Origin of the sequence: Algoriphagus yeomjeoni (assembly GCF_049821175.1) — a bacterium.
GTDB lineage: Bacteria > Bacteroidota > Bacteroidia > Cytophagales > Cyclobacteriaceae > Algoriphagus > Algoriphagus yeomjeoni_A.
Map to the genome: position 1 here is coordinate 3,718,920 of NZ_CP187512.1, position 26,800 is coordinate 3,745,719.

Here is a 26,800-nt window from a genome sequence, read left to right on the forward strand (position 1 = left end):
TTCCAATTTTTGTGGATTAGGTCTTACTTATTCACTGTTGGGAAAAAGCTTGTGGATAGAATGATTTTGGTTGGTGGATAAGTGTCAGCTTTTCCCCAATATAGGTGGTTGGTAGAAAAGGTAGTAAATGATAAGTTGATAAGCGTTGAGTTATCTATCGGTTATCCTTTTTTATCCACAGTTAAATTGACACTTATCCACGGTTAATTTTCGCTACTTTTTATACCTGTTTTTGGTGTTGCAGTTATCACAAGGTCTTCAACTATCCAGCCTCCTCTAACCAGAATGTTACCATTTCCTGTTTCAGGATCTATGAAATTGAAAGTGCGCTCTGCATATCTTCTTTCTTCGAAGTTTGCTGGATCCCAACGGTGATTCATATTTGTATCTTCTATCACCCTGATTTGGTAGCTTGCTGCTTCGATTAGCCTGAATGAAAATTGGTTGCTATTTTCTAAATAAGACTCCCTTTTCAGTTCTCCTTTACTATCTAAAAGCTGTACTATAAATGGCCCTTCAGAGCCTTCGATTCTTCCTGAAATTTCATCGGAAAGGGTTTCTTTTTTCAACTTTTTATAATTGGCAGATAAGGCTACTTCATTGTATTGGCCTTCTATATCTCTGAAGGTAGAATCTGCGGCTTTTAAGGAAAATATCTCAAATGGTATGGAATCAGGCACAAGAAGATTAATTTCTAAAACATCCCTTCGTAGTGAATCCTTGAAACTTAACATTTCTGGTAAAACTCTTATAATAGACGCTGTATCGTAAGCTAGGTAGAGGGAATCAAAGTTGATGTTTGTGATGGGTTTATTAAAGGTTAGTTCTATGGGTAAATCCTGATAAAAGCTTTTACCGGAATTAGCGGAAATGGTTAGTTTTTCTGGTTTTCGATCCGATTCTTCAAATTTTGCCCATAGTAAGGAATCAATTTCATATCCAACTGAATCCTTTAGGTTAACATTTATCGATATGCTATCAGTAAGTACTGATTGTGAATAAAGATTTACTCTTTTGTCTCCTAATGTATAAAATATTTCACTTCCCACTTTTTCATTTTCTAGGACTACTTCATTTGGAGTCTTGTTCAATACAATAGTATAATTCGATCCAAGTGTTGAAGACCTCAGTAAGTTTATGGGGTTTTGATCTCCTTTTGAAAGATTGAAATGTAAGCCTGATATGTTTTGATCAATGGTAATTGTATCCTTTATGAAATCAAATGCCTCGGATTTATATTCTGCTTTAAGGCTATTATTGTCATCCTGCCAAGCATAAGCAAAGTATTTTCCAGCTTTAATATTTGAAATGTTAAAATTACCGGCTGTATCTACTTGGCTTAAGTAATATGGAGGCGCGATAAATACATTAGTTGTGTCATCAATTGGATATAAACCCACTATGGCATCTTCTATTTTGTCATTTCTGCCTGGAAAATATCTATTCACTGATCCTGATACTTTAAGGCTATCTATACTTGCGCCAGTTGAAAAAACCAATTTTAGGTTCTCAGCTGGATTCCCCTCTGATAAATCTTGAATTGATTTTTGGAAGTTGAATACGTAGGTGGTACTGTCTTCCAGTTCCTGATTAAGTTCTATTATAAGCGTGTTTTTTAATGCCGTAATGATCACCTCATCCTTATTTATTCTTGGAGTGATCAGGATGTTTTTGTTGGCATTGTCCAGTTTTATGTATTCATCAAATGTTAAGATTATTTCTTTTGGTTTTGTATTTAGGCTTTGGTCCTGGGGAATCATTTCTAGTACGATTGGTGGTTCTTCGTCTGGAGGTCCTCCCATGGGCGTGCTTTGCTTGGCACAGGAAAAAGCGAATAGGCTTATAACTAAAAGTATGATTAAGTTAGATTGTTTCACTTCTTTTTGAACACAAATAAGTTACTAGAATAATTTCCTGCGGTCTTCCGCGCTTCACTGTTTGACTTTTTGCCTGACATGATAGCCTTCCAATATCTTTGTACTATGGATTGATTAGGATTTGTATAGCCTTCAGACAATAATGAAACGTAATAGCTATCAAAACTCATTGGCATTTCATTCACTAGTTGTAAATCAAAGAGCTCTGAGAAGCTTTCAATAGACTTACGATTAAAGTGGTAAAGGTGTCTCGGAACGTCCCATCCAGCCCATCGGTCTCTATACTTTATAGCATCATAGCTTTCTGGATTTGGGACAGCTATTACTATATAACCATCTGATTTTAAGATGTTTAAGAGTTTTTTTATTGTTTTTCTAAGTGAATGAATATGCTCCAGTACATGGTAAAGTGTAATGATGTCAAATGAGCTTCCTTGAGGTAGTTCATCAATGGATTCATATACTTTTCCGTTTACTTTAGACTTTGCTTGATTTCTAGCTTTTTCATTTGGTTCAATACCTTTTACCTTCCATCCGGTTTCTTTGGCTTTTGAAAGAAGTTCTGCCGTACCACAGCCATAGTCTAAGTATTTTCCTTTGGAGGGTTTTAGACTATTCAAATGTTTTACTTTTTTTGAGACAGCGTATTTCCTTACTTTTTGGTAAACAAATTGGGTTAGATTTTTTGCTTTATCCTCATGGGAGAAATATTCCGGGAAATCGTAATATGGAGCTATAGCTTCAACTTTCGGTCTAGGGTTAGTGAATTTTAGACCACATTTGATACAATTACAAATAATAAAAGACTCCTGGCTAACTGCGAAATCTTTGATCTGTTCAGAATTAAGAAAATGTCCACTTTTGCAAAGTGGACATTTAGTAAGTCTTTCTAACATTCTATCTTCCAAGGTAAACAGTGATTATAGATAAATCTGCTGGTGTGACTCCGCTTATTCTAGAAGCTTGACCCATAGTTTCAGGTCTTATTTTATTCAGTTTCTGTTTTCCTTCTGCAGAGAGTGCTGGAATTCCTATATAGTCAAATTTCAATGGAATTCTGAAGTTTTCCATATTGCTTAGCTTCTCTACCATCTGCTGTTCCTTTTCAATATAGCTGTCATATTTGATCTGGATCTCTGCTTGTTCTAATACTTCCGTAGGATATTTAGAAAGGTAAGCTTCGATTTCAGAATTAAATGTTTTTAGATTTTGAAGACCTATTTGAGGACGTTTTAATAGTTTTTCAGCAGATATTTTTTCCTTGATCATAGCAGAACCAATTTCTTCGAGACCATCGTTTACACTTTCTGGAGAGAATTTCTTATGCTTTAGATCGTTAATGAGCTTAGCAGTTTCCTCCCGTTTATGGTTCATTTTTGCTAGACGCTCATCTGATGCCAACCCAATATTATGTCCTTTTTGAGTTAACCTTAGATCTGCATTATCCTGACGTAATAAGAGTCTGAACTCAGCTCTTGAAGTAAACATTCTATATGGCTCTTCAGTACCTTTATTTATAAGATCATCAATTAATACTCCTATGTATGCATCTGATCTTTTCAGCAAAAAAGGATCTCTTTCCTGAACTTTCAAGCTAGCATTTATACCTGCTACTAATCCTTGAGAAGCGGCTTCTTCATATCCCGTAGTACCATTTATTTGACCTGCGAAATATAGATTTTCTATTAACTGCGTTTCTAAGGTTAATTTCAATTGAGTAGGCGGAAAATAATCGTATTCAATGGCATACCCAGGGCGGAACATTTTTGCATTTTCAAAACCAGCTATTTTTCTAAGTGCTTTGAATTGTACGTCTTCGGGAAGTGATGTAGAAAAGCCGTTTATATACATTTCCACCGTGTTCCATCCTTCAGGTTCTACGAAGATTTGATGCCTATCTCTTTCTGCAAATCGATTTATCTTATCCTCAATAGATGGGCAATATCTTGGCCCCAAGCCTTGAATTCTACCATTAAACATGGGAGATCTATCAAAGCCTTCTTCTAGACTTGAGTGTACTTCTTTGTTAGTATAGGTAATCCAACAAGTTTTTTGATTTTTTAGAGTTGTTGTTGTATCAGAATAGCTGAATTTCTCAGGGTTTTCGTCGCCATGTTGCACCTCCATTTTTGAATAGTCTAGACTTCTTCCGTCGACTCTCGGTGGAGTTCCGGTTTTCATTCTCCCTGACTCGAATCCTAATTCTACTAGTTGCTCGGTTATACCTCGAGCTGCCGCCTCCCCAGTTCGTCCGCCGCCAAATTGTTTTTCGCCAATATGAATTAAACCGTTTAGGAATGTTCCGTTAGTTAAAACGACACTTTTTCCTTGGATTTCCAACCCTATACTAGTTCTTACTCCTTTTAGGTCTCCGTTCTTCACTACAAGGCCGGTAATCATTTCTTGCCAGAAATCCACATTGGGAGTGTTTTCCAATGCCAATCTCCATTCTTCAGCGAATTTCATTCGATCGTTCTGAGATCTTGGCGACCACATTGCTGGACCTTTTGATCTATTTAGCATCCTAAACTGTATCATGGATTTATCAGATATAATACCTGACATTCCACCCAGTGCATCAATTTCACGTACTATTTGCCCTTTAGCCACTCCTCCCATTGCTGGGTTACACGACATTTGAGCAATTGTATTCATGTTCATTGTACATAGTAAAACTTTGGAGCCCATGCTAGCTGCTGCATGTGCCGCTTCGCATCCAGCGTGCCCCGCCCCTACTACTATGACATCGTATATTGGAAACATTGTATCCTTTTTTGTGTACTGTTTCACGTGGAACTGTTGTATTATTCTTCTTTAAGAAAATGCTGTTTCACGTGGAACGTTTAAATCTCTTCGAATAAATTTATTGCAAATTCCTCTTTACTTCTCATCAAGCTAGCTTCTGCTTTTGTTTTATCCTTGTAACCTAGGAGATGAAATAGCCCATGGCTAATCACTCTGCTCAACTCTTTTTCTTCTGTTACATTAAGCGTTTCTGAGTTTTCTTTTACTCTTTCTATGCTTATGAAAATATCTCCCTCTATGATTCCTTCATCTTCTGAATTGTCAAAAGTGATTATATCTGTGTAGGTATCATGATCTAGATATTCTACATTCATACTGTATAAATACTCGTCAGAGCAAAAAACATAATTGAGATCTTCAATTTTATGGTTTTCTGATTCTGCAATTTTTTTTAGCCAAGCTTTCCTTTTTCTCTTTTCTTTCAGTGAAAAAGGGACTTCTTCAATAAAGAAATTAATAGGCATAGTTTAATTCATGTAAAATGATAAAACCGTTTTGGTGCCATTTTCTTCAAACTTCACATCATCTGAAAGGTGTTTTATAAGAAAAATACCTCTTCCCCCTATTTTCTCGATGTTTTCTGGTTCCGTTGGATCTTTTAACTCATTATAGTCAAAACCATTTCCTTCATCCTGAATAGTGAATAAAAGCAATTCGTCTTCTAGCGTTAGCTCCAAATGAACAAGCTTGTTTTTATCACCTTGATTCCCATGGATTATTGCATTACTGATGCATTCAGTCACTGATATCATAATATTACCGTAGATATCATCATTGATTTCAAAATTTTCTCGCGCATTGTCGATGAAACTTTCAATTATTTTTATGTTCTCAATTAGAGAAGGAATAGAAATTTTTATGCTTTTCATCATAATTGTTTTCAATGAGTAGTATCTACTGTTTTATTCTATTTCAATTAGTATTGGACAATGATCTGAATGCTTTGCATCAGCTAAAATGATTGAGCTTTTAAGTCGATCATTCATCGGCGCTGTTACCATATGGTAATCAATTCTCCACCCTAAATTCTTTGCTCTGGAGTTTGCTCTATAGCTCCACCAGGTATAATTGTCTGGTTGCTCATTAAATTTTCTGAAACTATCAATAAAACCAGATTCTGTAAATTTATCCATCCAAGCTCTCTCCTCCGGTAAAAACCCTGAAGTGTTCTTATTGGACTTTGGATTATGTATATCAATTGCTTTGTGACAGATGTTATAATCCCCACTCAAGATAAAATTTGGATTGCTTTTTTTTAGATCTTGGGTGTAGCCATATATATCATCTAGAAATTCATATTTGAATGCTTGACGGATATCTCCAGTTGTTCCCGAGGGGAAATAGGCAGTCAAAAAAGAGAAGTTTTCAAAATCAACTTGGAGCAACCTTCCCTCATCGTCATATTTGGAGTATTGCATTCCATGTTTTACTGATTTTGGCTTTATTTTCGTCAAAATTGCAACACCACTATATCCTTTTTTTACAGCTGGATACCAAAATATTTCGTAACCTAAATCTTCGAAAATAGTAGCGTCTATCTGGTCTAAATTTGCCTTAACCTCCTGTAAACCAATTATATCTGGGTTTACCTGTTTCAGCCAGTCAATAAAACCTTTGTTCATTGCGGCACGAATGCCATTTACGTTATACGATACTATCTTCACGATTTATTCAATTATTATTTCGTATTCTTTTTCAAAATATTCCAATACTTGAATCTTTAAAAGCTTCTCCTGATCTAATAAATCAAAATGAGGAAGTTCTTTTGTTAATTTCCAATGAGGCCAACCTTCTTGATCTACATAGTCAAGTTCATAAAACCCATCATAGCTCAACACCTTGCAGACAGCTATGTGCATTAAATCTTGCTTTTGCTCTTTACTAAATATCCTGTTGCCTTGACCAAGTTCTTGAACGCCAATAAGAAAGAGTACGCCATTTAAGTCCGCAGGTTTTTTTCCTATGGTTTCTTTTAGGCCTTCTAATAGTTTTGACCAACGTTTTTCTAATTCTAGATCGCGTTTGAACATTTTAAGTTATTGATTTTCAAGTGTTTCCCAATATTCTGCAGCCCTTCTTAAGTGCGGGATCACTATTGTCCCTCCTATCAAAGTAGCAATTGAGAATACTTCAAATATTTGCTCTTTCGTTAAGCCTACTTCATGACACTTTCCTAAATGGTATTTGACACAATCATCACATCTCAATACCATAGAACAAGCTAGCCCAATCATTTCTTTAGACTTAATATCTACCGACCCTTCTGCATATGCATTAGTGTCAAGATTAAATATACGCTTGATTACCTTATTGTCTTCAGCCAAAATTTTCTCGTTCATTTGACTGCGGTACTCGTTGAATTCCTCTATGAGATTCATTATCTTAACTGTTTAGGAAAGAATTAAGTAGCAAATATACCACTATTTGCCCTTGGCAGATAGGAACAAGCCTTTTTCACAATGCGTTTATTTTTTGTCAAAGATTTTTTGGATTTAGTTTTCCCACGCAATTGTTTGCTATGTGGTAGGTCTTTATACGATCATGAAAATAATCTATGTAGTATTTGTAAAGGCACACTTCCAGTGACTAGCTACCATCTAAGGCCAACTGACAATGATTTATGTGATAAGGTGAAGGGATTAAGTACTGTAGGAATGGTGATGGCATACCTTAAATTTACCAAAGGAGGGAATAGTCAGAAGCTACTTCATCAGCTCAAGTATAGAAATAAACCTCAGCTGGCAAAGGAATTAGGAAGTTTGTACGGAAAAATTCTCAACGAAAATGGCTATTCAAAATGCTGGGATGTTATAGTACCAGTGCCATTGCACCCATTGAAGCAGAGTCGTAGAGGTTATAATCAGAGTGAGCACTTTGGACTTGGGCTAAGCGAGGCGCTTTCGTTAAAGTTAGAAAATGGCATACAGCGAAGAAAATTTACCGAAACTCAAACTCAAAAATCCCGTCTAGAGCGAATGTTTAATATGGACGATGTATTTGAAGTATCTAATTACTCTACACTATCAGGCAAATCAATTTTGCTTGTAGATGATGTCATGACTACGGGCGCTACTTTGTGTGCCTGCGCAAACGTCCTTTTGGGGAATGGGGCAAAAAATGTAGATTTGGTTACCATCGCAGCAGGAGGATAAATAGTATGATAGATATAGAATTATTAAAGTACCCAATCGGTAAATTTTTGAAACCAAATGATGTTTCAGATCAACACTTACAAGAAGCTAGTGCTTATTTAGGTTCATTTCCTCAGTATTTGAAAGAAACAGTACAGAGTTTTTCTGAAGAGCAGTTAAACACCCCATATCGACCGGGTGGTTGGACTGTACGACAAGTTGTCCATCATCTCGCAGATTCTCATATGAATGCACTGATACGCTTCAAATTGGCTCTTACTGAAGAAAATCCAATAATTAAGCCTTATAATGAAGCTGCTTGGGCAAAGATGCCTGATTATTCCTTGCCAATTGGAGCATCTCTTAATTTGATAGATGGAATACATTTTAAGTGGGCTGTTTTACTTGAAAGCATGGATTCATCAGATTTTAAAAAGACCTATTTCCATCCGGAATCTCAATCTTCAGTGCCTCTTTCCGATGTTACTCTTATGTATCAGTGGCATTCCCAGCATCATTTGGCACATATCCAGCATTTGGTGCTTAGGGAAAAGTGGTAACTATCCTCTTCTGACTAAGTATTTTAAATGAAGTAATAGGTTTTAGCTTGTAATTTCTTTCATGAATATATCCTTAAAAAATCAACGAATTCTAGTTACTGGCGCTTCCAGAGGGATTGGTCGAGCTATCGCAAAGCAGCTTTCCGAATCGGGTGCTGAAGTGATCATTCATTTTAATAGCAATGTGACTGAGGCAGAAAAGCTTAAAAGGGAGTTGGCCAATCCTGCTTTTGTGGAGCCTTGTGATCTTGCTAAATTGGAAGAAGTCATGGGTTATATCCCCAAACTAGTCCAAAAGTATGGTGTTATTACTGCAATCGTTAACAATGCAGGAATCTCCAAGTCAGCCGCTGATAACCTTCCGACCGGAGAATGGGTTAAGATTTGGCATGAAACGATTCAAGTGAATACTACTGCTCTAGGCATTATTTGTAAGGAGTTTGTTGAGCATGCCTTGGTACAGCAAAGTGGGAGAATAGTAAATATCTCTTCGAGAGCTGCTTTTCGGGGTGATACTACCGATTATATTGCCTACGCTGCTTCTAAAGGCGCCGTAGTCAGTTTGACTAGATCCATTGCTCGGCACTATGGAAAGCAAGGGATCAAGGCGTTTCTTATAGCTCCAGGTTTTACTCGTACTGATATGGCCGAAGAAATCCTGTCAGCCTATGGGGAGGACTTTGCACTTAATGATATTGCGTTGCCAGAACTGACTAAGCCTGAAGATATTGCTCCTATGGTGACGCTTCTTTGCTCTGGGCTAGCTGATCATGCCACAGGGGCAAGTATAGATATCAACGCAGGATCGTATGTGCATTGACACTTCTTTCACTGTTAACTACCCATACCTATGCCATATAGGCAAAAGACCGACGAAATTTTATCACCAGAGCTTATAAGAATTCTAAAAATCTTTGGCTTGGTTTCCATAGGTTTAGTGTTCATACTTTCATTTTTTAATACTAAAAGAGCAAATAATACAGGAGATGATCTCACTTTTCGCATGTCGTCTTCTAGCCGCTTGTACTTTTTGAACGTGCGGGCAATCAGGTACGATAGAGAAACAAGGTCTGATGCCGGAATGCTGCTCTTTAGGCATGAAAGCAGAACAGTTTCTAAGACGGATCCTTTACTGAATCTGGTACTAATTTTCAATAGCCGAAAGGATGAGGCTTACCTTTATTTAGAGCCGGTGAATATGGATTGGCCACTCGAGCTGAGGGTTATACATGAGGGTGAGACCCAAGATATCTTGCTTGAAAACGGGAATAACACTCAATTTCTAGCGCAAGTGAGGCAACTTGAGCCATGGATAAAGGCAGATGCTGACTTTGAGGTGAAAGTGGACTCAGCTTGGGTGAGTATTTGGGATGATCCTAAGGAACGGGAGGCGTTACAAGCTACCTTAGGCGATTATTTTAGATTGATAAATGGACGAGAATAACCAAGGAAAAGATGAATAAAGCATTAGATCAATTTAAACAATTAGTTGGGAAAAAGCTTGATGAAATGCCATCAAAAGCAGGAAATTGGCTAGCAGGAACCTTGGTCGCGATTGATAAAGACCAAATCAAAGTGTCTTATACAGTTACTCCCGCGATGTGCAATCCTGCCAGAATTTTGCATGGTGGAGTTGCCTCGATGATGCTTGATGATGTGATTGGGATGGGAAATTTTGCTGCAGGGTCTGAGTATCTGATGACAAGTATTAATTTGAATGTGGATTTTTTGTCGGCAGCCCAAATCGGTGAGAAATTAGACGTTTCTGCAAAATTAGTTCGTTCCGGGGCCAACCTAAATCATTGGGAAGCCGTAATCACTAAATATTCAGGTAAACTTGTGGCGAAAGCTAGCTCAAACATGATAAAAACGCATGTGAAGGTAAGTGATCTTGGATTATAATATTTTCTACAACTTAATTTTATACAAATGAAAAAATTGGTGCTCATCGCCTTCTTTGGGCTTTTTTCTCTATCTGCTTTTTCACAAACCACAATCACTTTTCATCAAAGTAACCTACCTTTCCTTGGGGTAAATTACCAATTTGGTGAGCGCTTTATCCCTGAATTTCGAATAGGGACAGATACCTATTTTGAGAATTTGTCGGCCGAACTTGCAGCCAATTATATTTTCAAAAAGACAGACCGCTTTGAGTTTTATGGAGGAGCTGGTTTGAGAGTTGGAAGTTTTGACGGAATTGTAGTTCCGGTTGGTTTGAATATTTATCCTTTTGAGCAAAAAGATTTCGGCTTTCATATAGAAGGAGCTCCTATTGTTGGCTTCAATGATGGTTCTTTATTTCGGGGATCTTTCGGTTTGAGGTACAGATTCTCCAAAAATTAAAACTGCTTCATTTTAACCATCAGATCCCAAACCGCTATTCCCAGCGATACGGAGATATTCAAGGAGTGCTTAGTACCTAGCTGTGGGATTTCCAAAACTGCATCACAGGCCTTGAGCACTTCTTCTTCTACCCCGAATACCTCATTTCCGAAAACAAGTGCATACTTTTTACCTTTTTCAGGCCTGAATTCATTGAGCATTACCGAGCGATCTACCTGTTCCAGCGCACAGATTTGATAGCCTTCAGCTTTCAGTTTTTCCATCGCCTGCATGGTATTCAGGCAATATTCCCATTCTACAGATTCTGTTGCGCCCAAAGCCGTTTTCTGAATATCCCGATGTGGCGGAGTGCCCGTAATTCCGCATAGGTAAATTTTTTCTATGCCAAAAGCATCTCCAGTTCGGAAAGAAGATCCCACGTTATTTAAACTGCGAACATTATCCAGAACGAGCACAATCGGCGATTTATCCATTTCCTTGAACTCCTCTACCGATACTCTTTCGAGCTCTTCCATACTTAATTTTTTCATCCTTTTTTGTTCTGCTTGGTGAATGGCTTATTTTCGACTTTCTTACCCGATTCAGTTTCCAAAAATAGTATTAAAAGTAAGCACACCCCATGAGTAAGTCTAAAGACGGCAAAGAAACGCCTTTAATGAAGCAATACAATGCCATCAAAGCCAAGCATCCTGGTGCATTGTTGCTTTTTCGGGTTGGGGATTTCTATGAGACATTCGGGGAGGATGCCGTTCGTGCGAGCAAAATTCTTGATATAGTTCTGACAAAAAGAGCCAATGGGTCAGCCTCTCACATTGAATTAGCAGGATTTCCACATCATTCTTTAGATAATTATTTGCCGAAATTGGTGCGTGCAGGAAATCGGGTTGCGATTTGTGATCAGCTTGAAGATCCAAAATCTGTCAAAGGAATCGTAAAGCGTGGTGTGACAGAATTGGTGACGCCTGGACTTTCGTTTAACGATCAGGTTTTAGACACGAAGAAAAACAATTACCTCGCTTCTATATACTTTGGGAAGGAAAGGCACGGAATAGCTTTCCTAGACCTATCCACGGGCGAATTTATGTGCGCGGAGGGAAATGCTTCTTATCTTGAAAAGTTGATTCAGAGCTTTGCACCAGCTGAGATTATTTTCTCTAAAGCTGCGAAGAAGTCCGCGGCTGAGTTGCTCAAAAATGATTTCATCACTTTTCACTGTGAAGATTGGGTATACCAATATGACTTTACTTACGAAAAACTCAAGACACATTTTGGCACTGCAAACCTCAAAGGTTTTGGAATAGAAGACCTGGAGTACGGAATCGTGGCTGCCGGAGCGATTTTGTATTATTTGGAAGAGACGGAGCATAAGGAAATACAGCATATCTCTTCAGTTTCGAGAATTGCGGAGGAGAAATACGTCTGGCTTGACAAATTCACTATCCGAAATCTTGAATTGGTATTTCCACAGCATGAAGGAGGAGTTCCTTTGATCAATATCTTGGATCAGACGGTGACCCCTATGGGCTCCAGGATGATGAAAAAGTGGATGGTGCTTCCACTGAAAGAGAAAAAGACGATTGAGGAGCGATTGAATGTGGTTGACTTTTTCTTCCAAAATCAAGAGTTGATTGAGGAGATGGTTGATCCATTGAAGCATATCGGCGATTTAGAGCGGTTGATTTCTAAAGTAGTAGTAGGTCGGGCAAATCCCCGCGAGATCAATCAAATCAAACGTGCGCTGATAAATATTCAGCCAATCAAAGAGCTTCTCAAGAATCAGAAGAATCCTACTTTGAAAAGGCTATCAGATCAGCTACATCAGTGTGAGTTTTTACTTGAGAAAATAGATACAGAGCTCAAAGAAGATGCGCCAATGCTCACTCACCAAGGTGGAATCATAAACGACGGTGTCGATCCGGAATTGGATGAATATCGAGGTCTAGCGAACACAGGAAAGGATTTTTTGGTACAAATCCAGCAGCGGGAAGTACAGAAGACTGGGATCACTTCACTAAAAATCGCCTTCAACAAGGTTTTTGGCTACTATCTTGAAGTTACCCATTCACACAAAGACAAAGTACCTGCGGAGTGGATTCGTAAGCAGACACTCGTGAATGCAGAGCGATACATCACGCCAGAACTCAAAGAATACGAGGATAAAATCCTGAATGCTGAAGACAAGATGGTTGCGATTGAGCAACGGTTCTTTCTAGCACTTGTACAGGAAACGGCTCAGTATGTGACGCAAATCCAGCAAAATGCAAGAGTGCTTGGTACCCTGGATGTTCTTCTTTCTTTTGCCCAAGTTGCACTTTCCAACGGGTATTGTAGACCGAAGATTTCCGAAACAGAAACGCTTGAAATCAAAGATGGTCGTCATCCGGTGATTGAAAAGCAGTTGCCTCCTGGCGAGGACTATGTGCCAAATGATATCTATCTGGATCACGATTCTCAACAGATCATGATCATCACGGGTCCTAATATGGCAGGTAAGTCTGCCCTGCTTCGACAAACAGCCTTAACGGTGCTTATGGCTCAGATGGGTAGTTTTGTGCCAGCATCATTTGCAAGAATAGGCATTATAGATAAAGTTTTCACCCGTGTAGGAGCTTCGGATAATCTTTCCAAAGGGGAATCTACCTTTATGGTGGAAATGACTGAGACCGCCAGTATTTTAAACAACCTGTCTGATAGAAGCTTGGTGTTGATGGATGAAATAGGCAGAGGAACTTCCACTTATGATGGAATTTCTATCGCCTGGTCAATTGTTGAGTATTTGCATAATCATCCTACTTTTCGAGCAAAAACGCTTTTTGCAACTCATTATCATGAATTAAATCAATTGGCTTCTGATTTTCCTAAAATCAAGAACTTTAATGTGTCAGTGAAAGAGGTGGGAAATAAAGTCATATTCATGAGAAAACTGAAGGCAGGGGGCAGTGAGCACAGCTTTGGTATTCACGTCGCTCAGATGGCGGGTATGCCAAACCCTATTGTCCTGAGAGCGGCAGAGATTATGTCACATCTGGAAAAGGATAAAGCCGTAGCTGAGCAGAAAAAAAATATCAAATCAATTCCTAAGAATAATTTTCAGTTGAGTATGTTCGAGATGGATCCTAAGTTTCAAGAGGCAAAAGAACTAATTGAAGGGATTGATATCAACGCAATTTCTCCAATAGAAGCACTTTTGAAATTGCATGAGATCAAAAAGAAAATTGAAATATGAGAAATTTATTTTCGTGTCTTATCTTTAAATAAAATGATTTTTTTATGAATAAAGTATTGCTAAAAGATTTACGCAAGCAAAATAAATACACTCAATTTTTTCAGGAGTGGAAGGAGCAGGAATTTCAAGACCATCCTGAAGAAGACCGTAAGATGGAGCAACTTGAACAGTTGAGCCAGAATATTGGTATGCAAGAAGGACTTACGATTGCCTGCTTTGACTATAGAAAATTGAATTTGGCATTTTTTACAGGCAATGTAGAGGAGCTGACGGGATATCCAGCAGATATGTTTCGCTCACAGGGAATGGAAACATCCTTTGCGATGATACATCCAGAGGATAGAGAAGAGCTTTTTCGATTTCAGAAAATTGTATTTGATAGCTTCCACCAACTCACTTTGGCTGAGAAGCATACCTTTGAATTTTCATATACCACGCGCTGGGTTCATCGTAAAACGAATGAAATCTCTTGGATGCTTGGAAAAGTAAGACCTTATTTAATTGACTCAGCCGGTAATTTTGCCATGGACCTGCACATCATAGTGCAATTGCATACTCCTCCCAAATCTGTAGGGTACGATTGGAATTATTCCTATCAAAAAGTAGATGAATCTCGAGTTTTTGTAAGTAAAAACTCTCCAAATAGTCGTGTGGTTTCTCTCACCAAAAAGGAAAAGGAGATTGTAAAGTTAATTCTGGATGGGAAAGAGTCTAAGGAAGTTGCAGCGCACTTAAATATTTCAGTGAATACAGTAGGCACCCATAGAAAAAACATCCTTAAAAAGCTCAAAGCTCGAAATTTGGGTGAAATGGTAAAAATTTTATCCTCGTATCCATTTTGATAGTTGTCTGAAAACCAACGATAAACTCTGGTTTTTAAAGACTACATGAAAAAAATAACGAATGAATGCTTGCGATTTTATTAATGACGCTTACCTTTGCATCCACAATTCAACTGGATCACGTTTCAGTTAACAACGCGAGAGTAGCTCAGCTGGTAGAGCACGACCTTGCCAAGGTCGGGGTCGCGAGTTCGAATCTCGTCTCCCGCTCAAAAAGCCCTTGATTCAAGGGCTTTCTTGTTTAAAGGAAACAGTAGCTCCAAAAATCTGGAGTGAAGCCGGGATGGTGGAATAGGTAGACACGCAAGACTTAAAATCTTGTGGCCGTAAGGCCGTGCGGGTTCGATTCCCGCTCCTGGTACATAAGCCTCACAGAAATGTGGGGCTTTTTGTGTTAATAGCCGTTTCTGAACGGCACTATTTTTTAATTACAGGAATAAATGAATTCCAATAATTTAAGCGACACCAGCCATTTTTCGTATTTTGAGAGCTATGAATGAATTAGAATTTTTGTCAACAGACTGGCCTACTATAAAGCACTGGCTCATAATAGGCGGCATCGCACTTGCTACTTTTCTGATTTTTCTTTTTCTAGCGAGAAAATCGAGAACTCTTTTAAGTAGGAGATTAATCAAGAGGATGGACGACGACCTGTTGGCGAACTTCCTTGCTGGGATTTTTGGATCAATAGTGATTCTGATTGGGTTGCTGGTCGTGTTCCGGATTATTGGCTTGACTGGAGTGATTTCAGGAATGCTGGCTGGTGCTGGAATATCTGCTTTTATTATAGGGTTTGCGCTGAAGGACATTGGCGAAAATTTCCTAGCAGGAATCATTCTGGCTTTTAAAAGACCATTTAAAATAGGAGATATTGTAGATATCAGCGGAATACGAGGTCAGGTGCTAAGCCTGAATCTCCGAGATACTCAGATTAAAACTTTGGATGGGAAAGATGTTTTTATACCTAATTCTATCCTGATCAAAAACCCGTTGATCAATTTCACTATAGATGGATATTTGAGGTATGATTTTATGGTCGGGCTGGATTATGGGTCGGATTACATGGGAGCAATGTCGATAATTGATTCAGCCCTTCGAGGCATTCCTGGAATACTTGAAGAAAGGAAAAAAGTGACTGTGCGAGTACATGAAATGGCGGAAAGCACCCTTAATATCGAGATCAACTTTTGGGTGGATACCTTGGACGACTCCATTGGCGACTTGGATATTAAGAGCACAGCGATTCTCAATGTCTTGACTTCTTTAGAAAAGGCAGGCTTCAATCTGCCTGCCAAAATCATTGAGCTCAAAACGCACAAGGGCGATAGTTTGAAGACGTCTTGATTTACTTTCCTAAAATTCCAGCTAGGTCTGCAGGCGAATAGGCTACCGATTTTAGTGTTTTTCTGTCACCTTTTCTAAAGACTAGGAATAAATCCCCTTCTTTTTCGTAGAAGCATTCCGTTCCTTTTGCATTGTAGTGTGCGACGGTTGCTTTGGCTTCGTCTTCAGTTTTACAGGCTTTGCTCATGTTGGATCGCTGCACTTCGTCGAAGAGTGTTTTGAATTTTTCTCCCAAGCCAAATTCCAAAATTGCCCCTGAAAGCACGTATTGTAGATCACAAAGCGCGTCAGCCACTTCGACCAGATCATTATTTGCGATAGCTTCTTCCAGTTCTCTTAGTTCCTCAGCCAAAAGAGAAACACGGAGATCGCATCTAACTTTCTCAGGGATAGTTGGAGAAGGTAAAACCGGGTGTTTAAAAGTTTCGTGAAATAAAGCTACGGAAGTAAGTGACTTAGGATCTTGCATGATTTTAGAATAAATGAAAGACTGAAATAAATGAAAAAGACCGGTAAATCCGGTCTTTTTGTTGAATAATAAAGTCTGATTTATCGTTTTTTCAACACTACTGAGCTTTCTAGGTTTGCTTCTATCTTTGCTAAAAGCTCAGCGTTTCCATCTGGGCTGTTTGGACGGATTTCAATTTTACCATCATTGTTAGCATCTATAGCATTACTAAAATCAACTCCAGCAAAAAGCTTTTCCATCTCAAAAGAGAGTAATAATTCAGTATTGTTTTCTACTTCAATACCAGAAGCTGATTCTGATGTAGCCTCTATTACCTTTTCCGTTTCAGTCCAAAACTGAGTTGATTTGCCATTAATTTCTCCAGTGATGAACAAAGATTTTTGGTACATAGGATCACTACTAGTTTCATTTGAATAGAGTGAAAAAGAAACTTGTTTGTAATTTCCTTCCGGAGTATTCCCTTGACCTACCAAAGAAACCTTTGTTTCTCCATTTGATACCAAATTAAGGGATTTTCTCTCTGATGATGAGGTTTGTAATTCTGCATTTAAAGTCGTCTTAAGCTGTATACCGCCCAAATCAATTCCTCCAACTAAGTCTGCTGAAGCATAGTACTTCATAGCTACATCTTGCGTACCAACTGTAAATTCATTGACAGTAAATCCGCTGATTGTAAACCTTCCATTTTCGGAGGTGCCTGAAGAAGACTGTGTAGCGGTGGCTTTCAAAGAAGCCTGAGTTTCAGATTCAGAAGTTGGGTTTTCATCTTCTGATTCACAAGAAAGTAGACCTAAACTTGCCGGTAATATTAGCGCAGCAAAGGCTATTTTTGCAATATTCAATTTCATAAGCTTTAAAATTTTGGTTCCAGTTGCTAGTTCAACACAGATGCCATTTCAACACTTTTCTGCCTAGCCAAATAGTTTCAGTAGGATTGAAAAAACATTTTTAAAAAAGTAGAAAAGGAGCAGGGAGCCTATTTGGGAAAAAATAAAACTCACAGAGATTTATTTTAAAAGAATAAGTGGTTGATAAAAAGAATAATAGATCAAGAAGTGCAGTTAGATTTTACTTTTTAAGCATTTTTTATGTAAGGACATTTCTTGCTTCTTACAGCTATCAAATGAATGAATTTTCTACGGCATTGAGGTATCGCTACATAAGAATATGCCGCGAAATTATTGTAGAAGTTTTTAACAGGATGTTGCATTTAAGGGCAAAACTGAGTGGTATTTGAATATGAAAAGTCAGAATCCAAGTTTTTTCTAAGGCTTAGGTCTACGAACTATTTGTGTTACGATTGGTTGATGATTTTGATAAAACAGAATTATCCGATCAATTTTCAATTGAGAATCAGACAATAAGTCTGATTTTGTGACAAGATGTTTAAGTTTGTGGTTAGACTCTGGCTTGGATGGGTTTTTGTCCCCATGTACACAATTATTTTCCATGGAAATTTCATTTTATAAATATCAAGGAACTGGCAATGACTTCGTCATGATCGATGATCGTGACCAGAAGTTTGACGGATCTGATTTGAATCTAGTCTCAAAATTATGTGACAGGAAATTTGGCGTAGGAGCTGATGGATTGATTTTGATTCGAAATCATGTGAAATATGATTTTGAGATGATCTATTTCAATGCTGATGGAAGTCAGAGTATGTGTGGAAATGGTGCGAGATGCGCGGTTGCCTTTTCAGCTTTTCTTGGCATTTTGGATGAAAAGACGAATTTCTTAGCTATCGATGGTGCCCATGAAGCGATTTTGAAAGATGGATTGGTGCATTTACTTATGGGCGATGTAGCTGGGGTCGATGAAAAGGGGAGTGATTCCTTTGTAAATACAGGCTCTCCGCATCATGTTCGATTTGTTGAGGATGTTCAGAATTATCCAATTTTCACAGAAGGAAAAAAAGTGCGCTACGATCAGATGTATGCTCCAGCCGGAACTAATGTTAATTTCGTGCAGAAACTAGGTGAGAATGAAATATTTGTTCGCACCTACGAAAGAGGCGTTGAAGACGAGACGCTTTCCTGTGGAACTGGAGTAACTGCCGCCGCAATAGCGTTTGGCAAAAATCTTCCATCAGCTACCATCAAAATAAAAACCCTTGGCGGTCAATTATCAGTGAAATTTAAAGCTTCTGAAAATGGAGCTTTCAGAGAAGTCTGGTTGATTGGGCCTGCGAAGCAAGTTTTTGCAGGGAAAATAAGCGTTTAACCAATCTTTGAGTTCTTTTCAGATGAACTCGTTTTATTATCAATTATAACAAAAAGGGCTTAATTTTGAGCCCCAAAGTAGAATTACAACAAGCTAGCATGTTAGATATAATAGCAAAAGGACTTGCAAAAGTATTTGGAACCAAGTCCGATAGAGATATTAAAGAACTTCTCCCAATCGTCAGTCAGATCAACGATGTTTTTTCTGGATTAAAGAACCTCAGTGATGATGAATTACGAGCTAAAACAGAAGAAATCAGGACTGAGATCAATGCTCACCTGAAGGAATTTGACGATAAGATTGTTAGTATCAGGTCAAAGGTAGACGAGTTGCCAGTAAAGGCAATTCATGAAAAAGACCAGCTTTTCAATCAGATCGATCAAATCGAAAAGGATCGAAATGAAGCATTGGAAGTCATTTTGGAGAAAGTATTGCCAAAAGCTTTTGCAGTGGTGAAAGAAACTGCAAGACGATTCAAAGAAAACGGAAAGCTAGTTGTAAAAGCTTCCGACCGGGATCGCGAGCTCTCAGCTTCCAAACAGAATGTAGAAATCCAAGGCGAAGAAGCGATCTGGCATAACCGTTGGATGGCTGCAGGAACTGAAGTCGTATGGGACATGGTTCACTACGATGTGCAGCTTATCGGTGGTATGGTACTTCACAAAGGTAAAATTGCGGAGATGGCAACAGGTGAAGGTAAAACGTTAGTTTCTACGCTACCTGCTTACCTTAATGCACTTGCTGGACGAGGTGTCCATATCGTTACGGTGAACGACTACTTGGCAAAGCGTGACTCCGAATGGAATGCGCCACTTTTTGAATTCCACGGATTGACGGTGGATTGTATCGATAAATTTACTCCGAACTCTGCCGGACGAAAGAAAGCCTATAAATCTGATATCGTATACGGAACCAACAATGAGTTTGGCTTCGATTATCTTCGAGATAATATGGCTCGTGAAGCAGGAGACTTGGTTCAGGGGAAGCATCATTTTGCAATGATTGATGAAGTCGATTCAGTCCTGATTGATGATGCTAGAACGCCATTGATTATTTCTGGACCAGTTCCAAAAGGCGATGTTCATGAGTTTGATGATATGAAGCCTAGAGTTTCAACATTGGTTGAAGAGCAACGTAAGTTGGTTCAGGGCTTCTTGACATCAGCCAAGAAAATGCTTGCCGATGGCAATGATAAAGAAGGGGGTCTTGCTCTTTTCCGCGCTTTTCGTGGAATGCCGAAATACAAGCCATTGATTAAATACCTTTCTGAGCCAGGAATTCGAGTGATTCTTCAGAAGACTGAGAATTATTACTTGCAGGATAACAAGCGACAAATGCCAGAAGCAGATGAGCCGCTTTTGTTTACCATAGATGAAAAAACAAACGTAGTCGATTTGACCGATCGTGGTATCGAGACGATGACTACCAAGAATGAAAATACTGAATTCTTTATCCTTCCTGATATCGGAATTGTTATCGCTGACTTGGAGAAGGAAGAAGGAATTTCAGACACTGAAAAGCTTGTTCGTAAAGAAGAAGCAATCAAGGATTACAGCGTAAAAGCACAGCGAATTCATACTGTAAATCAACTGCTTAAGGCATACTGTATGTTCGAGCGGGACACTGAATACATTTTGGTGGATGGTAAAGTGAAAATCGTTGATGAGCAGACGGGTCGTGTGATGGAAGGTCGTCGTTATTCTGATGGACTACACCAAGCGATAGAGGCGAAAGAAAATGTGAAGGTGGAAGATGCTACGCAAACTTACGCTACGATTACTCTTCAAAACTATTTCAGAATGTATCACAAGCTTGCGGGTATGACTGGTACAGCCGAAACGGAAGCTGGGGAATTCTGGGAAATCTACAAATTGGATGTGGTAGTAATTCCAACTAACAAGCCGATTATCAGAGCTGACCGTGAGGATAAAGTTTACAAGACAGTTCGAGAGAAATTCAATGCTGTAGGAGACGAAATAAATGAGCTAGTAGCAGCAGGAAGACCAGTTTTGGTGGGTACTACTTCGGTAGAAATCTCCGAGGTACTCAGCAGAATGCTGACACTGAAGAAAATTCCACACCAAGTTTTGAATGCAAAACAGCACGCTAGAGAAGCAGACGTGGTTGCCATTGCTGGCCAAGCAGGCACAGTAACTATCGCAACCAACATGGCTGGCCGTGGTACAGATATTAAGCTTTCTCCAGAAGCCAAAAAAGCTGGAGGTTTGGCAATTATTGGTACCGAACGTCACGAATCTCGTCGTGTTGATAGACAGCTTAGAGGTAGATCTGGTCGTCAAGGAGATGTGGGTTCTTCCCAGTTCTTCGTGTCACTAGAGGATAGTTTGATGCGTCTTTTTGGTTCTGATCGTATAGCTAAGCTCATGGATAGAATGGGTCTTGAAGAAGGAGAAGTGATTCAGCACAGCATGATCTCGAAGTCTATTGAGCGTGCTCAGCGAAAGGTGGAGGAAAACAACTTTGGTACAAGAAAGAGACTTCTTGAATATGATGATGTGATGAACTCACAACGTGAGGTAGTTTATAAGAGAAGAAGAAATGCGCTCAAAGGGGAGAGATTGGAGTTGGATATTTTGAACATCCTCTATGATGTCTGCGAAGGCTTGGTAGATATGGGCAAATCCACTACTGATCCGGAAGACTTCAGAATGAATGTGTTTACTACGTTGGGCTTAGATTATAATGTTTCTGAAAATGATCTAAAGACAAAAGAAGCGGGTCAGATGACTCAAGAACTTTATACAGCATCATTTGAGGCGTATCAGAAGAAAAGTGAGATGATGATGAACACTGCTCTTCCTATTTTCAAGAAAGTTCAGGTGGAAAGAGGAGCTACAGTTAAGGATATCATGGTTCCTATTTCGGATGGGATCAAACAAATCGGCGTAGTTGCTAATCTTGAAGCTACGATCGACACTGAAGGACGAGAACTAGTACGAGCGATAGAGAAAAATGTATCCCTTGCTATCATTGATCAAAACTGGAAGGAGCATCTACGAGATATGGATGATCTAAAGCAGTCGGTACAAAATGCCGTTTATGAGCAAAAAGATCCGCTATTGATCTATAAGTTTGAAGCTTTTGAAATGTTTAAGCGTTTCATCGGTAAACTGAATGAGGACATGACGACTTTCTTGACTAGAGCAGATTTGCCAAAGCAAGATCCAAATCATGTACATGCAGCCGCTCCTCAACATACTTCAGAACCTCAGGTCCAAGCATCAAAGGCTGAGGCTGGTAGCACACTTAACCCTGGTGCAAACCGTGCTGCAGTAGCTGCTTCCAATGCAGGAAGACCAGCCCCACAGGTAGTTGCTCCTAGAAAATCTGACAAGGTTTATGGCAGAAATGACAAAGTTTCTGTGCAATACACAAACGGAACTACAAAATCTGACGTGAAATATAAAAGTGTGGAACAGGATGTGCAGGATGGAAAGTGTGTAATCATTGATAATTAACTGCAGCATGAGAATTTTCTGGATTTTAGGATTGGTATTGATTATAGCAAGTTGCAAAACCACTAGCAAAACGTCTAGCACAGCTTCTAGCTATGCAAACTATCAGGAGAACCTGAATTCTTCCCTTCCTGTATATCCGGATTACCGTGCCCAAATGAATGCAAAATCATCCATTGAGACCTCGGTATCTACAGAGGCAATTGATGATCAATTAGACCAGATTCAGGCAAGTTTAGTGAGTAAGAATAAATCTGAGCCTTATTTTAATGGGTATTCAGTTTTGGTTTATTCGGGAATTGATCGTGACAAAGCGTTCAAAACCCGGGATGATTTAGCCATGAATTTTCCAGACCTTACTCCCCAAATGCAATATGAGCAGCCTAGATATTTGGTGAAAGTTGGAAAATTCGCACATAAAATAGAAGCGCAGAAAAGCTTCGCAGAAGTAAAAATACAATTCCCAACAGCGAGAATTATTCAAGATCGCTTTCAGCGTGAAGAATTTAAAACGCTAAATGAACTCAATCAAGAAGATGTTGAAGGACAAAATTAAATCTCTGGCTAAGGCCTACAAAGAAGAAGTAATTGCAAATCGTCGTCATCTTCATGCTAACCCTGAACTTTCCTTTGAAGAATACAATACTTCAAAGTATGTAAAGGAAAAGCTCCAAGAGATTGGGATTACTAAAATTGAATCAAAAGCTGATACTGGCTGGGCCGCTTTGATTGAAGGTAAAAATCCGAGCAAGAGAGTTGTTGCTCTTCGTGCTGATATGGATGCTTTGCCGATCATTGAGGCAAATGACGTTTCCTACAAATCTCAAAACCCAGGTGTAATGCATGCCTGTGGACATGATGCACACACAGCATCTTTACTCGGTGCTGCCAAAATCCTTAATGAAGTCAAGGATGACTTTGAAGGTACAATAAAATTGATTTTTCAACCCGGCGAAGAAGTTGCTCCAGGCGGAGCTTCTTTGATGATTGCTGATAAAGTGCTTGAAAACCCAAGACCAAATGGTATTATCGGTCAGCACGTCATGCCATTTATCGAAGTTGGCAAAGTAGGCTTTCGACCTGGTATCTATATGGCCAGTGCAGATGAAATCTATGTGACAGTTAAGGGAAAAGGCGGTCATGCTGCTATGCCTGAGACCTTGATCGATCCCGTATTGATTGCTTCTCATATGATTGTTGCATTGCAGCAAGTAGTAAGTAGAGCCGCTAGCCCAAAGATTCCTTCTGTCCTTTCTTTTGGTAGAGTCGAGGCACTTGGAGCTACTAATGTGATTCCTAATGAGGTGAAGATTCAAGGTACTTTCCGCACTTTAGACGAGGATTGGAGAGCAAAAGCCCATGAGAAAATGCTATCCATTGCTAAAGGAATAGTAGAAGGAATGGGTGGAGAAGTTGACTTTGAGATCAAAAAAGGATACCCATTTTTGAAAAATGATCCTGAGCTGACACATAGATCACATCAGGCAGCTATTGCATATTTGGGCGAAGAGAATGTTCTTGACCTGGATATTTGGATGGCAGCAGAAGATTTTGCTTTCTATTCACAGGAAGTAGAAGGTTGTTTCTACAGATTGGGAACTAGAAATGAAGCCAAAGGAATTACCTCTGGTGTGCACACCCCTACATTTGATATTGATGAAGATGCCTTAGAAATCGGGTCAGGTTTGATGGCTTTCCTTGCAGTGTCTGAACTCGAAAAAGCTTAATTTTTCGATAACTTTTGCTCAGGTTTTTTGATGTAACTTTCCACCTTCTTAGCCATTTCTAACATGAAAAAACTCCTAACAACTACAGTATTTGTTTTTCTTATTGCCACCCAAAGCTTTGCTTGGGGTCAATTAGGCCACTATTTGATTGGCTACATGGCTGAAAAGCAGATGAAAAAGTCGGTGAGAAGAAAAGTAGAAAAAGTACTTTATCCCATGTCTATTGGAAGAAGTGGAACATGGATGGATGAGATCAAGTCTGACAGATCCTTTGATTATGCTAATTCCTGGCACTACATGACTAGTGTAGCCGGAGAATATAACGAAGAGATCCAAGAGAAAGGTGGGAATGTCTATGCTGAAATCAATAGGATCAAAAGCGAACTGAAGGCTGGCGGTCTTGACCCGAATAAGGAAGCTGAAATGCTTAAAATGCTTATTCACATGGTAGAGGATATTCATCAGCCATTGCATGTCGGAACTGGTGAAGATCGAGGTGGAAACGACATTAAAGTTGACTATTTCGGTAGAGCCACCAACCTCCATGCTGTCTGGGATACGAGTGTCATAGAAGGTTGGAATATGAGCTATACAGAAATTGGTATTGAGCTTTCTCGTAGGTTAAACAAGGACCTAATTGCAGGATATCGAGCAGGAGGAATGGATACTTGGCTTGCAGAGGCAGTTTCCTTGAGACCGTTGGTTTATAATCTTCCAGAAAGCAAGAAGCTTTCCTATAATTACGGCTACGATACCAGAGAAACAATCGAAGAGAGATTATTAGCCGCGAGCGTTCGTTTAGCTCAGATTTTAGAGGAGATTTACGGATAAAAAAGAAAATCTTAAAAAATGCCGTGGGCCTATTGACGACCAACGGCATTTTTTATATTTTACTATCCGTAAATTCTTGTGAATGAGTAAAATCCTTACCCTAAGTTTAATTTTCTCTCTTTTTAATACCATTTCTTTTTCTCAGGATCTGAGGAAAAGACTAGGGAGAACTTATAGTAATCCCGATTCGGTAGATATCATTTTAGAACTCGAAAAACAGAACTTGCATACTGCAAACGACAGTGGCATTTATTATTTTTTTGTAGCAGAAAAGTATAATAGAGCTTTTGAGAACGCACTTGCTCACAAGACTTTTTTGAAATCTGCTTCCCTACTTGATCCGAAGAAAAGCAATGATTTAATCAGCTTATGTTACATTCGGCTGAATCGACTGGAAGCGAATTCTGGCAACTGGGATCAAGCGCTGTTCTACTCTCAAAAGGGGTTGGAAAATGCCATCGCAGGACTAGATAGCAACTACATGGGATATGCACTGCTGGATATTTCTGTGGTCTATCATGACATGGAGGATTATGCCAAAGGTGTGGAATATGGTAAGAAAGCACATGAATTACTTACTCATTTCACTAAATCAAATCCTACTTTTATTGCATTTGCACTTAACGCGATTGGGATCAATTTCGATGACTGGGATAAGCCAGACTCAGCACTTTTTTACCATTACAAAATCTTTGAAAACATAGATAAACTAGACAGCTCCAGGATCACATTTACTTTTAACAATATCGGCAATACACTTCTAAAGCAGGAAAAATACGCTGAAGCAGCAACTTGGATTCAGACCGCGGTGAGTTTAAACAAGAAAGATCAGGACCAATACAGTTTGGCTGCCAATTACACCAACTTGGCAACGATTGCCTACAAACTACGTGACTTTTCAAAAGCAGAAATAATGATGGATTCTGCCTTCAAATATGTGCAGGAAAGTCAGTCTACAGAGAAAAAAAAGGATTATCTGGAAGAGCAGTATCGCTTTCATAAAGCTAAAGGCGAGCTTGCAACTGCAATGGATTACCTAGAGCAATATTCCACGTTGAAAGATTCCATCTTTAAGGAAGAGCGGGTGAAAATGCTAGGAGAATTGGAAGCAAAGTATCAGGTACAAACGAAGGAACGAGAGCTGGCTGAATCACGTGCAGCCTTGATAGAAAATGAGCTTTTGGTCAAAAACCGTAACAACCAGATTTTGCTTTTGGTGGTCTTTCTACTCATTATATTGGGAGTTGCTTTTTTCATTTATTACAGGCAAAAAACCAAAAACAGGCACCTGGAACAGGAAGCCAAGCTACAGCAGATCTATGCTGAGCAAGAAACGCAAAAACAGCTTAATGAGCAGAGAAGTAGGATTTCTTCTGACCTCCACGATAATATCGGTGCCCAATTAACATTCATTGTTTCTTCTTTGGACAACTTGAAATTTTTCGATTTAAGTAAAGATAAAATGGCCGGGAAAATTGACCAGATATCTGCCTTTACAGTGGAAACCGTGAATGAACTGAGAGATACTATTTGGGCGATGAACAAAGATAATATCAGTTTGGGCGACTTGAAGACCCGTTTGGCGGGATTGATAGCAAAAGCAAAAACAGCTTGTCCTCAGATTGATTTTGAGCTTGAAATCGAAGATGGCTTGGAAGAAGACCGGTTGCTCAATTCTATGGAAGGCGTGAATTACTATAGAGTAGCTCAAGAAGCGCTGAATAATGCAATCAAGCACTCCGGAGCTAGTCAGATTAAAATTGTTTTTTCTAAGCAAAATGAGCTCGTCCGTGTTTGCATCGAAGATAATGGCAAAGGCATAGATCAAAAAGTTATTGGAAATGGCTTAGGTAATATGCGTAACCGTGCCGAAAGGATTGGTAGAGATCTTAAAATAGAATCAAATCTTGGTCAGGGCACACAAGTTTGTATCTTTTAGGTGCTTT

Annotated in this window: 26 protein-coding genes, 2 tRNA genes and 1 pseudogene; 17 read left to right on the top strand and 12 right to left on the bottom strand. The window is 39.1% G+C overall.

What is annotated here, in order from left to right; all coding sequences use genetic code 11:
* Positions 1–203: 203 nt before the first annotated feature.
* From ACPUEN_RS14955 to ACPUEN_RS14995, 9 genes and pseudogenes are all read right to left on the bottom strand, one after another.
* On the bottom strand, positions 204–1,448 hold the full coding sequence (locus ACPUEN_RS14955) for a hypothetical protein (RefSeq protein ID WP_425640247.1): 1,245 nt from the start codon (positions 1,446–1,448) through the stop codon (positions 204–206).
* A gap of 48 nt (positions 1,449–1,496) precedes the next feature.
* Positions 1,497–1,802: pseudogene (locus ACPUEN_RS14960) on the bottom strand (Ig-like domain-containing protein); the annotation flags it as partial.
* Between the two features lie 71 nt (positions 1,803–1,873).
* The gene (locus tag ACPUEN_RS14965) at positions 1,874–2,773 is read right to left on the bottom strand and encodes a class I SAM-dependent methyltransferase (protein WP_425636708.1); all 900 of its coding nucleotides are present in this window, start codon (positions 2,771–2,773) and stop codon (positions 1,874–1,876) included.
* A gap of 1 nt (position 2,774) precedes the next feature.
* On the bottom strand, positions 2,775–4,640 hold the full coding sequence (gene mnmG / locus ACPUEN_RS14970) for a tRNA uridine-5-carboxymethylaminomethyl(34) synthesis enzyme MnmG (RefSeq protein WP_425636709.1): 1,866 nt from the start codon (positions 4,638–4,640) through the stop codon (positions 2,775–2,777).
* An 80-nt stretch (positions 4,641–4,720) separates the two neighbouring features.
* Complete coding sequence (gene ybeY, locus ACPUEN_RS14975) at positions 4,721–5,146, bottom strand: rRNA maturation RNase YbeY (RefSeq protein WP_425636710.1); 426 nt, start codon at positions 5,144–5,146, stop codon at positions 4,721–4,723.
* Positions 5,147–5,149: 3 nt separating this feature from the next.
* Positions 5,150–5,551, bottom strand: a complete 402-nt coding sequence (locus ACPUEN_RS14980; RefSeq protein ID WP_111609671.1) for an ATP-binding protein — start codon at positions 5,549–5,551, stop codon at positions 5,150–5,152.
* 33 nt (positions 5,552–5,584) lie between these two features.
* Positions 5,585–6,346, bottom strand: a complete 762-nt coding sequence (locus tag ACPUEN_RS14985; RefSeq protein WP_425636711.1) for an exodeoxyribonuclease III — start codon at positions 6,344–6,346, stop codon at positions 5,585–5,587.
* 3 nt (positions 6,347–6,349) lie between these two features.
* Positions 6,350–6,712, bottom strand: coding sequence for a hypothetical protein (locus tag ACPUEN_RS14990; RefSeq protein WP_111609673.1), 363 nt, complete (start codon positions 6,710–6,712; stop codon positions 6,350–6,352).
* Between the two features lie 6 nt (positions 6,713–6,718).
* Positions 6,719–7,060 carry a carboxymuconolactone decarboxylase family protein gene (locus ACPUEN_RS14995; RefSeq protein ID WP_425636712.1) on the bottom strand — a complete coding sequence of 114 codons (342 nt, stop codon included), beginning with the start codon at positions 7,058–7,060 and terminating at the stop codon, positions 6,719–6,721.
* Between the two features lie 81 nt (positions 7,061–7,141).
* Here ACPUEN_RS14995 and ACPUEN_RS15000 point away from each other — a divergent pair, with 81 nt between their 5' ends.
* From ACPUEN_RS15000 to ACPUEN_RS15025, 6 genes are all read left to right on the top strand, one after another.
* Entirely contained in the window at positions 7,142–7,834 is a 693-nt protein-coding gene (locus ACPUEN_RS15000; protein WP_425636713.1) for a ComF family protein, read from the top strand.
* Between the two features lie 5 nt (positions 7,835–7,839).
* Positions 7,840–8,373 (top strand): YfiT family bacillithiol transferase, encoded by a 534-nt coding sequence (locus tag ACPUEN_RS15005; protein ID WP_425636714.1) that lies wholly within the window; start codon positions 7,840–7,842, stop codon positions 8,371–8,373.
* A 61-nt stretch (positions 8,374–8,434) separates the two neighbouring features.
* On the top strand, positions 8,435–9,193 hold the full coding sequence (locus ACPUEN_RS15010) for an SDR family NAD(P)-dependent oxidoreductase (RefSeq protein ID WP_425636715.1): 759 nt from the start codon (positions 8,435–8,437) through the stop codon (positions 9,191–9,193).
* Between the two features lie 30 nt (positions 9,194–9,223).
* On the top strand, positions 9,224–9,817 hold the full coding sequence (locus ACPUEN_RS15015) for a hypothetical protein (protein ID WP_425636716.1): 594 nt from the start codon (positions 9,224–9,226) through the stop codon (positions 9,815–9,817).
* 11 nt (positions 9,818–9,828) lie between these two features.
* Complete coding sequence (locus ACPUEN_RS15020; RefSeq protein WP_425636717.1) at positions 9,829–10,275, top strand: PaaI family thioesterase; 447 nt, start codon at positions 9,829–9,831, stop codon at positions 10,273–10,275.
* A gap of 27 nt (positions 10,276–10,302) precedes the next feature.
* Positions 10,303–10,716: a hypothetical protein gene (locus ACPUEN_RS15025; protein WP_425636718.1), complete on the top strand. Its 414-nt coding sequence runs from the start codon at positions 10,303–10,305 to the stop codon at positions 10,714–10,716.
* Here the strand turns inward: ACPUEN_RS15025 and ACPUEN_RS15030 are convergent.
* Positions 10,713–11,246: an RNA methyltransferase gene (locus ACPUEN_RS15030; protein ID WP_425636719.1), complete on the bottom strand. Its 534-nt coding sequence runs from the start codon at positions 11,244–11,246 to the stop codon at positions 10,713–10,715. The two genes, ACPUEN_RS15025 and ACPUEN_RS15030, sit on opposite strands and share 4 nt — an antisense overlap.
* An 89-nt stretch (positions 11,247–11,335) precedes the next feature.
* Here ACPUEN_RS15030 and mutS point away from each other — a divergent pair, with 89 nt between their 5' ends.
* The 5 genes from mutS (at position 11,336) to ACPUEN_RS15055 (ending at position 16,128) form a co-directional block, all read left to right on the top strand.
* Positions 11,336–13,942 (top strand): DNA mismatch repair protein MutS, encoded by a 2,607-nt coding sequence (mutS, locus tag ACPUEN_RS15035; protein WP_425636720.1) that lies wholly within the window; start codon positions 11,336–11,338, stop codon positions 13,940–13,942.
* Between the two features lie 44 nt (positions 13,943–13,986).
* The gene (locus ACPUEN_RS15040; protein ID WP_425636721.1) at positions 13,987–14,784 is read left to right on the top strand and encodes a LuxR C-terminal-related transcriptional regulator; all 798 of its coding nucleotides are present in this window, start codon (positions 13,987–13,989) and stop codon (positions 14,782–14,784) included.
* Between the two features lie 137 nt (positions 14,785–14,921).
* Positions 14,922–14,994, top strand: a tRNA-Gly gene (locus tag ACPUEN_RS15045).
* 67 nt (positions 14,995–15,061) lie between these two features.
* Positions 15,062–15,145, top strand: a tRNA-Leu gene (locus ACPUEN_RS15050).
* Between the two features lie 278 nt (positions 15,146–15,423).
* The gene (locus ACPUEN_RS15055; RefSeq protein WP_425636722.1) at positions 15,424–16,128 is read left to right on the top strand and encodes a mechanosensitive ion channel family protein; all 705 of its coding nucleotides are present in this window, start codon (positions 15,424–15,426) and stop codon (positions 16,126–16,128) included.
* Position 16,129: 1 nt separating this feature from the next.
* Here ACPUEN_RS15055 and ACPUEN_RS15060 read toward each other — a convergent pair whose 3' ends face one another.
* On the bottom strand, positions 16,130–16,597 hold the full coding sequence (locus ACPUEN_RS15060) for a hypothetical protein (RefSeq protein WP_425636723.1): 468 nt from the start codon (positions 16,595–16,597) through the stop codon (positions 16,130–16,132).
* A gap of 80 nt (positions 16,598–16,677) precedes the next feature.
* Positions 16,678–17,445, bottom strand: coding sequence for a hypothetical protein (locus ACPUEN_RS15065; RefSeq protein WP_425636724.1), 768 nt, complete (start codon positions 17,443–17,445; stop codon positions 16,678–16,680).
* A 601-nt stretch (positions 17,446–18,046) separates the two neighbouring features.
* On the opposite strand from ACPUEN_RS15065, the gene dapF reads away from it, so the two are divergent.
* From dapF to ACPUEN_RS15095, 6 genes are all read left to right on the top strand, one after another.
* Positions 18,047–18,820, top strand: coding sequence for a diaminopimelate epimerase (dapF, locus tag ACPUEN_RS15070; RefSeq protein WP_425636725.1), 774 nt, complete (start codon positions 18,047–18,049; stop codon positions 18,818–18,820).
* Between the two features lie 98 nt (positions 18,821–18,918).
* Complete coding sequence (gene secA, locus ACPUEN_RS15075; protein WP_425636726.1) at positions 18,919–22,299, top strand: preprotein translocase subunit SecA; 3,381 nt, start codon at positions 18,919–18,921, stop codon at positions 22,297–22,299.
* A gap of 7 nt (positions 22,300–22,306) precedes the next feature.
* Positions 22,307–22,852 (top strand): hypothetical protein, encoded by a 546-nt coding sequence (locus tag ACPUEN_RS15080; RefSeq protein ID WP_425636727.1) that lies wholly within the window; start codon positions 22,307–22,309, stop codon positions 22,850–22,852.
* Entirely contained in the window at positions 22,833–24,023 is a 1,191-nt protein-coding gene (locus tag ACPUEN_RS15085; protein WP_425640205.1) for a M20 metallopeptidase family protein, read from the top strand. The genes ACPUEN_RS15080 and ACPUEN_RS15085 overlap by 20 nt, the downstream gene beginning before the upstream one ends.
* A gap of 63 nt (positions 24,024–24,086) precedes the next feature.
* Positions 24,087–24,854, top strand: coding sequence for a S1/P1 nuclease (locus tag ACPUEN_RS15090; protein WP_425636728.1), 768 nt, complete (start codon positions 24,087–24,089; stop codon positions 24,852–24,854).
* Positions 24,855–24,936: 82 nt separating this feature from the next.
* Positions 24,937–26,793 carry a tetratricopeptide repeat-containing sensor histidine kinase gene (locus tag ACPUEN_RS15095; protein ID WP_425636729.1) on the top strand — a complete coding sequence of 619 codons (1,857 nt, stop codon included), beginning with the start codon at positions 24,937–24,939 and terminating at the stop codon, positions 26,791–26,793.
* The last annotated feature ends 7 nt before the right edge of the window (positions 26,794–26,800 follow it).

Bases quoted from the DNA above. Each gene is read 5' to 3' on its own strand.
- ACPUEN_RS14965 (WP_425636708.1), bottom strand. From the start codon at position 2,773: ATGTTAGAAAGACTTACTAAATGTCCACTTTGCAAAAGTGGACATTTT.
- mnmG (WP_425636709.1), bottom strand. From the start codon at position 4,640: ATGTTTCCAATATACGATGTCATAGTAGTAGGGGCGGGGCACGCTGGA.
- ybeY (WP_425636710.1), bottom strand. From the start codon at position 5,146: ATGCCTATTAATTTCTTTATTGAAGAAGTCCCTTTTTCACTGAAAGAA.
- ACPUEN_RS14980 (WP_111609671.1), bottom strand. From the start codon at position 5,551: ATGAAAAGCATAAAAATTTCTATTCCTTCTCTAATTGAGAACATAAAA.
- ACPUEN_RS14990 (WP_111609673.1), bottom strand. From the start codon at position 6,712: ATGTTCAAACGCGATCTAGAATTAGAAAAACGTTGGTCAAAACTATTA.
- ACPUEN_RS14995 (WP_425636712.1), bottom strand. From the start codon at position 7,060: ATGAATCTCATAGAGGAATTCAACGAGTACCGCAGTCAAATGAACGAG.
- ACPUEN_RS15000 (WP_425636713.1), top strand. From the start codon at position 7,142: ATGCGTTTATTTTTTGTCAAAGATTTTTTGGATTTAGTTTTCCCACGC.
- ACPUEN_RS15005 (WP_425636714.1), top strand. From the start codon at position 7,840: ATGATAGATATAGAATTATTAAAGTACCCAATCGGTAAATTTTTGAAA.
- ACPUEN_RS15010 (WP_425636715.1), top strand. From the start codon at position 8,435: ATGAATATATCCTTAAAAAATCAACGAATTCTAGTTACTGGCGCTTCC.
- ACPUEN_RS15015 (WP_425636716.1), top strand. From the start codon at position 9,224: ATGCCATATAGGCAAAAGACCGACGAAATTTTATCACCAGAGCTTATA.
- ACPUEN_RS15020 (WP_425636717.1), top strand. From the start codon at position 9,829: ATGAATAAAGCATTAGATCAATTTAAACAATTAGTTGGGAAAAAGCTT.
- ACPUEN_RS15025 (WP_425636718.1), top strand. From the start codon at position 10,303: ATGAAAAAATTGGTGCTCATCGCCTTCTTTGGGCTTTTTTCTCTATCT.
- ACPUEN_RS15030 (WP_425636719.1), bottom strand. From the start codon at position 11,246: ATGAAAAAATTAAGTATGGAAGAGCTCGAAAGAGTATCGGTAGAGGAG.
- mutS (WP_425636720.1), top strand. From the start codon at position 11,336: ATGAGTAAGTCTAAAGACGGCAAAGAAACGCCTTTAATGAAGCAATAC.
- ACPUEN_RS15040 (WP_425636721.1), top strand. From the start codon at position 13,987: ATGAATAAAGTATTGCTAAAAGATTTACGCAAGCAAAATAAATACACT.
- ACPUEN_RS15055 (WP_425636722.1), top strand. From the start codon at position 15,424: ATGGACGACGACCTGTTGGCGAACTTCCTTGCTGGGATTTTTGGATCA.
- ACPUEN_RS15060 (WP_425636723.1), bottom strand. From the start codon at position 16,597: ATGCAAGATCCTAAGTCACTTACTTCCGTAGCTTTATTTCACGAAACT.
- ACPUEN_RS15065 (WP_425636724.1), bottom strand. From the start codon at position 17,445: ATGAAATTGAATATTGCAAAAATAGCCTTTGCTGCGCTAATATTACCG.
- dapF (WP_425636725.1), top strand. From the start codon at position 18,047: ATGGAAATTTCATTTTATAAATATCAAGGAACTGGCAATGACTTCGTC.
- secA (WP_425636726.1), top strand. From the start codon at position 18,919: ATGTTAGATATAATAGCAAAAGGACTTGCAAAAGTATTTGGAACCAAG.
- ACPUEN_RS15080 (WP_425636727.1), top strand. From the start codon at position 22,307: ATGAGAATTTTCTGGATTTTAGGATTGGTATTGATTATAGCAAGTTGC.
- ACPUEN_RS15085 (WP_425640205.1), top strand. From the start codon at position 22,833: ATGTTGAAGGACAAAATTAAATCTCTGGCTAAGGCCTACAAAGAAGAA.
- ACPUEN_RS15090 (WP_425636728.1), top strand. From the start codon at position 24,087: ATGAAAAAACTCCTAACAACTACAGTATTTGTTTTTCTTATTGCCACC.
- ACPUEN_RS15095 (WP_425636729.1), top strand. From the start codon at position 24,937: ATGAGTAAAATCCTTACCCTAAGTTTAATTTTCTCTCTTTTTAATACC.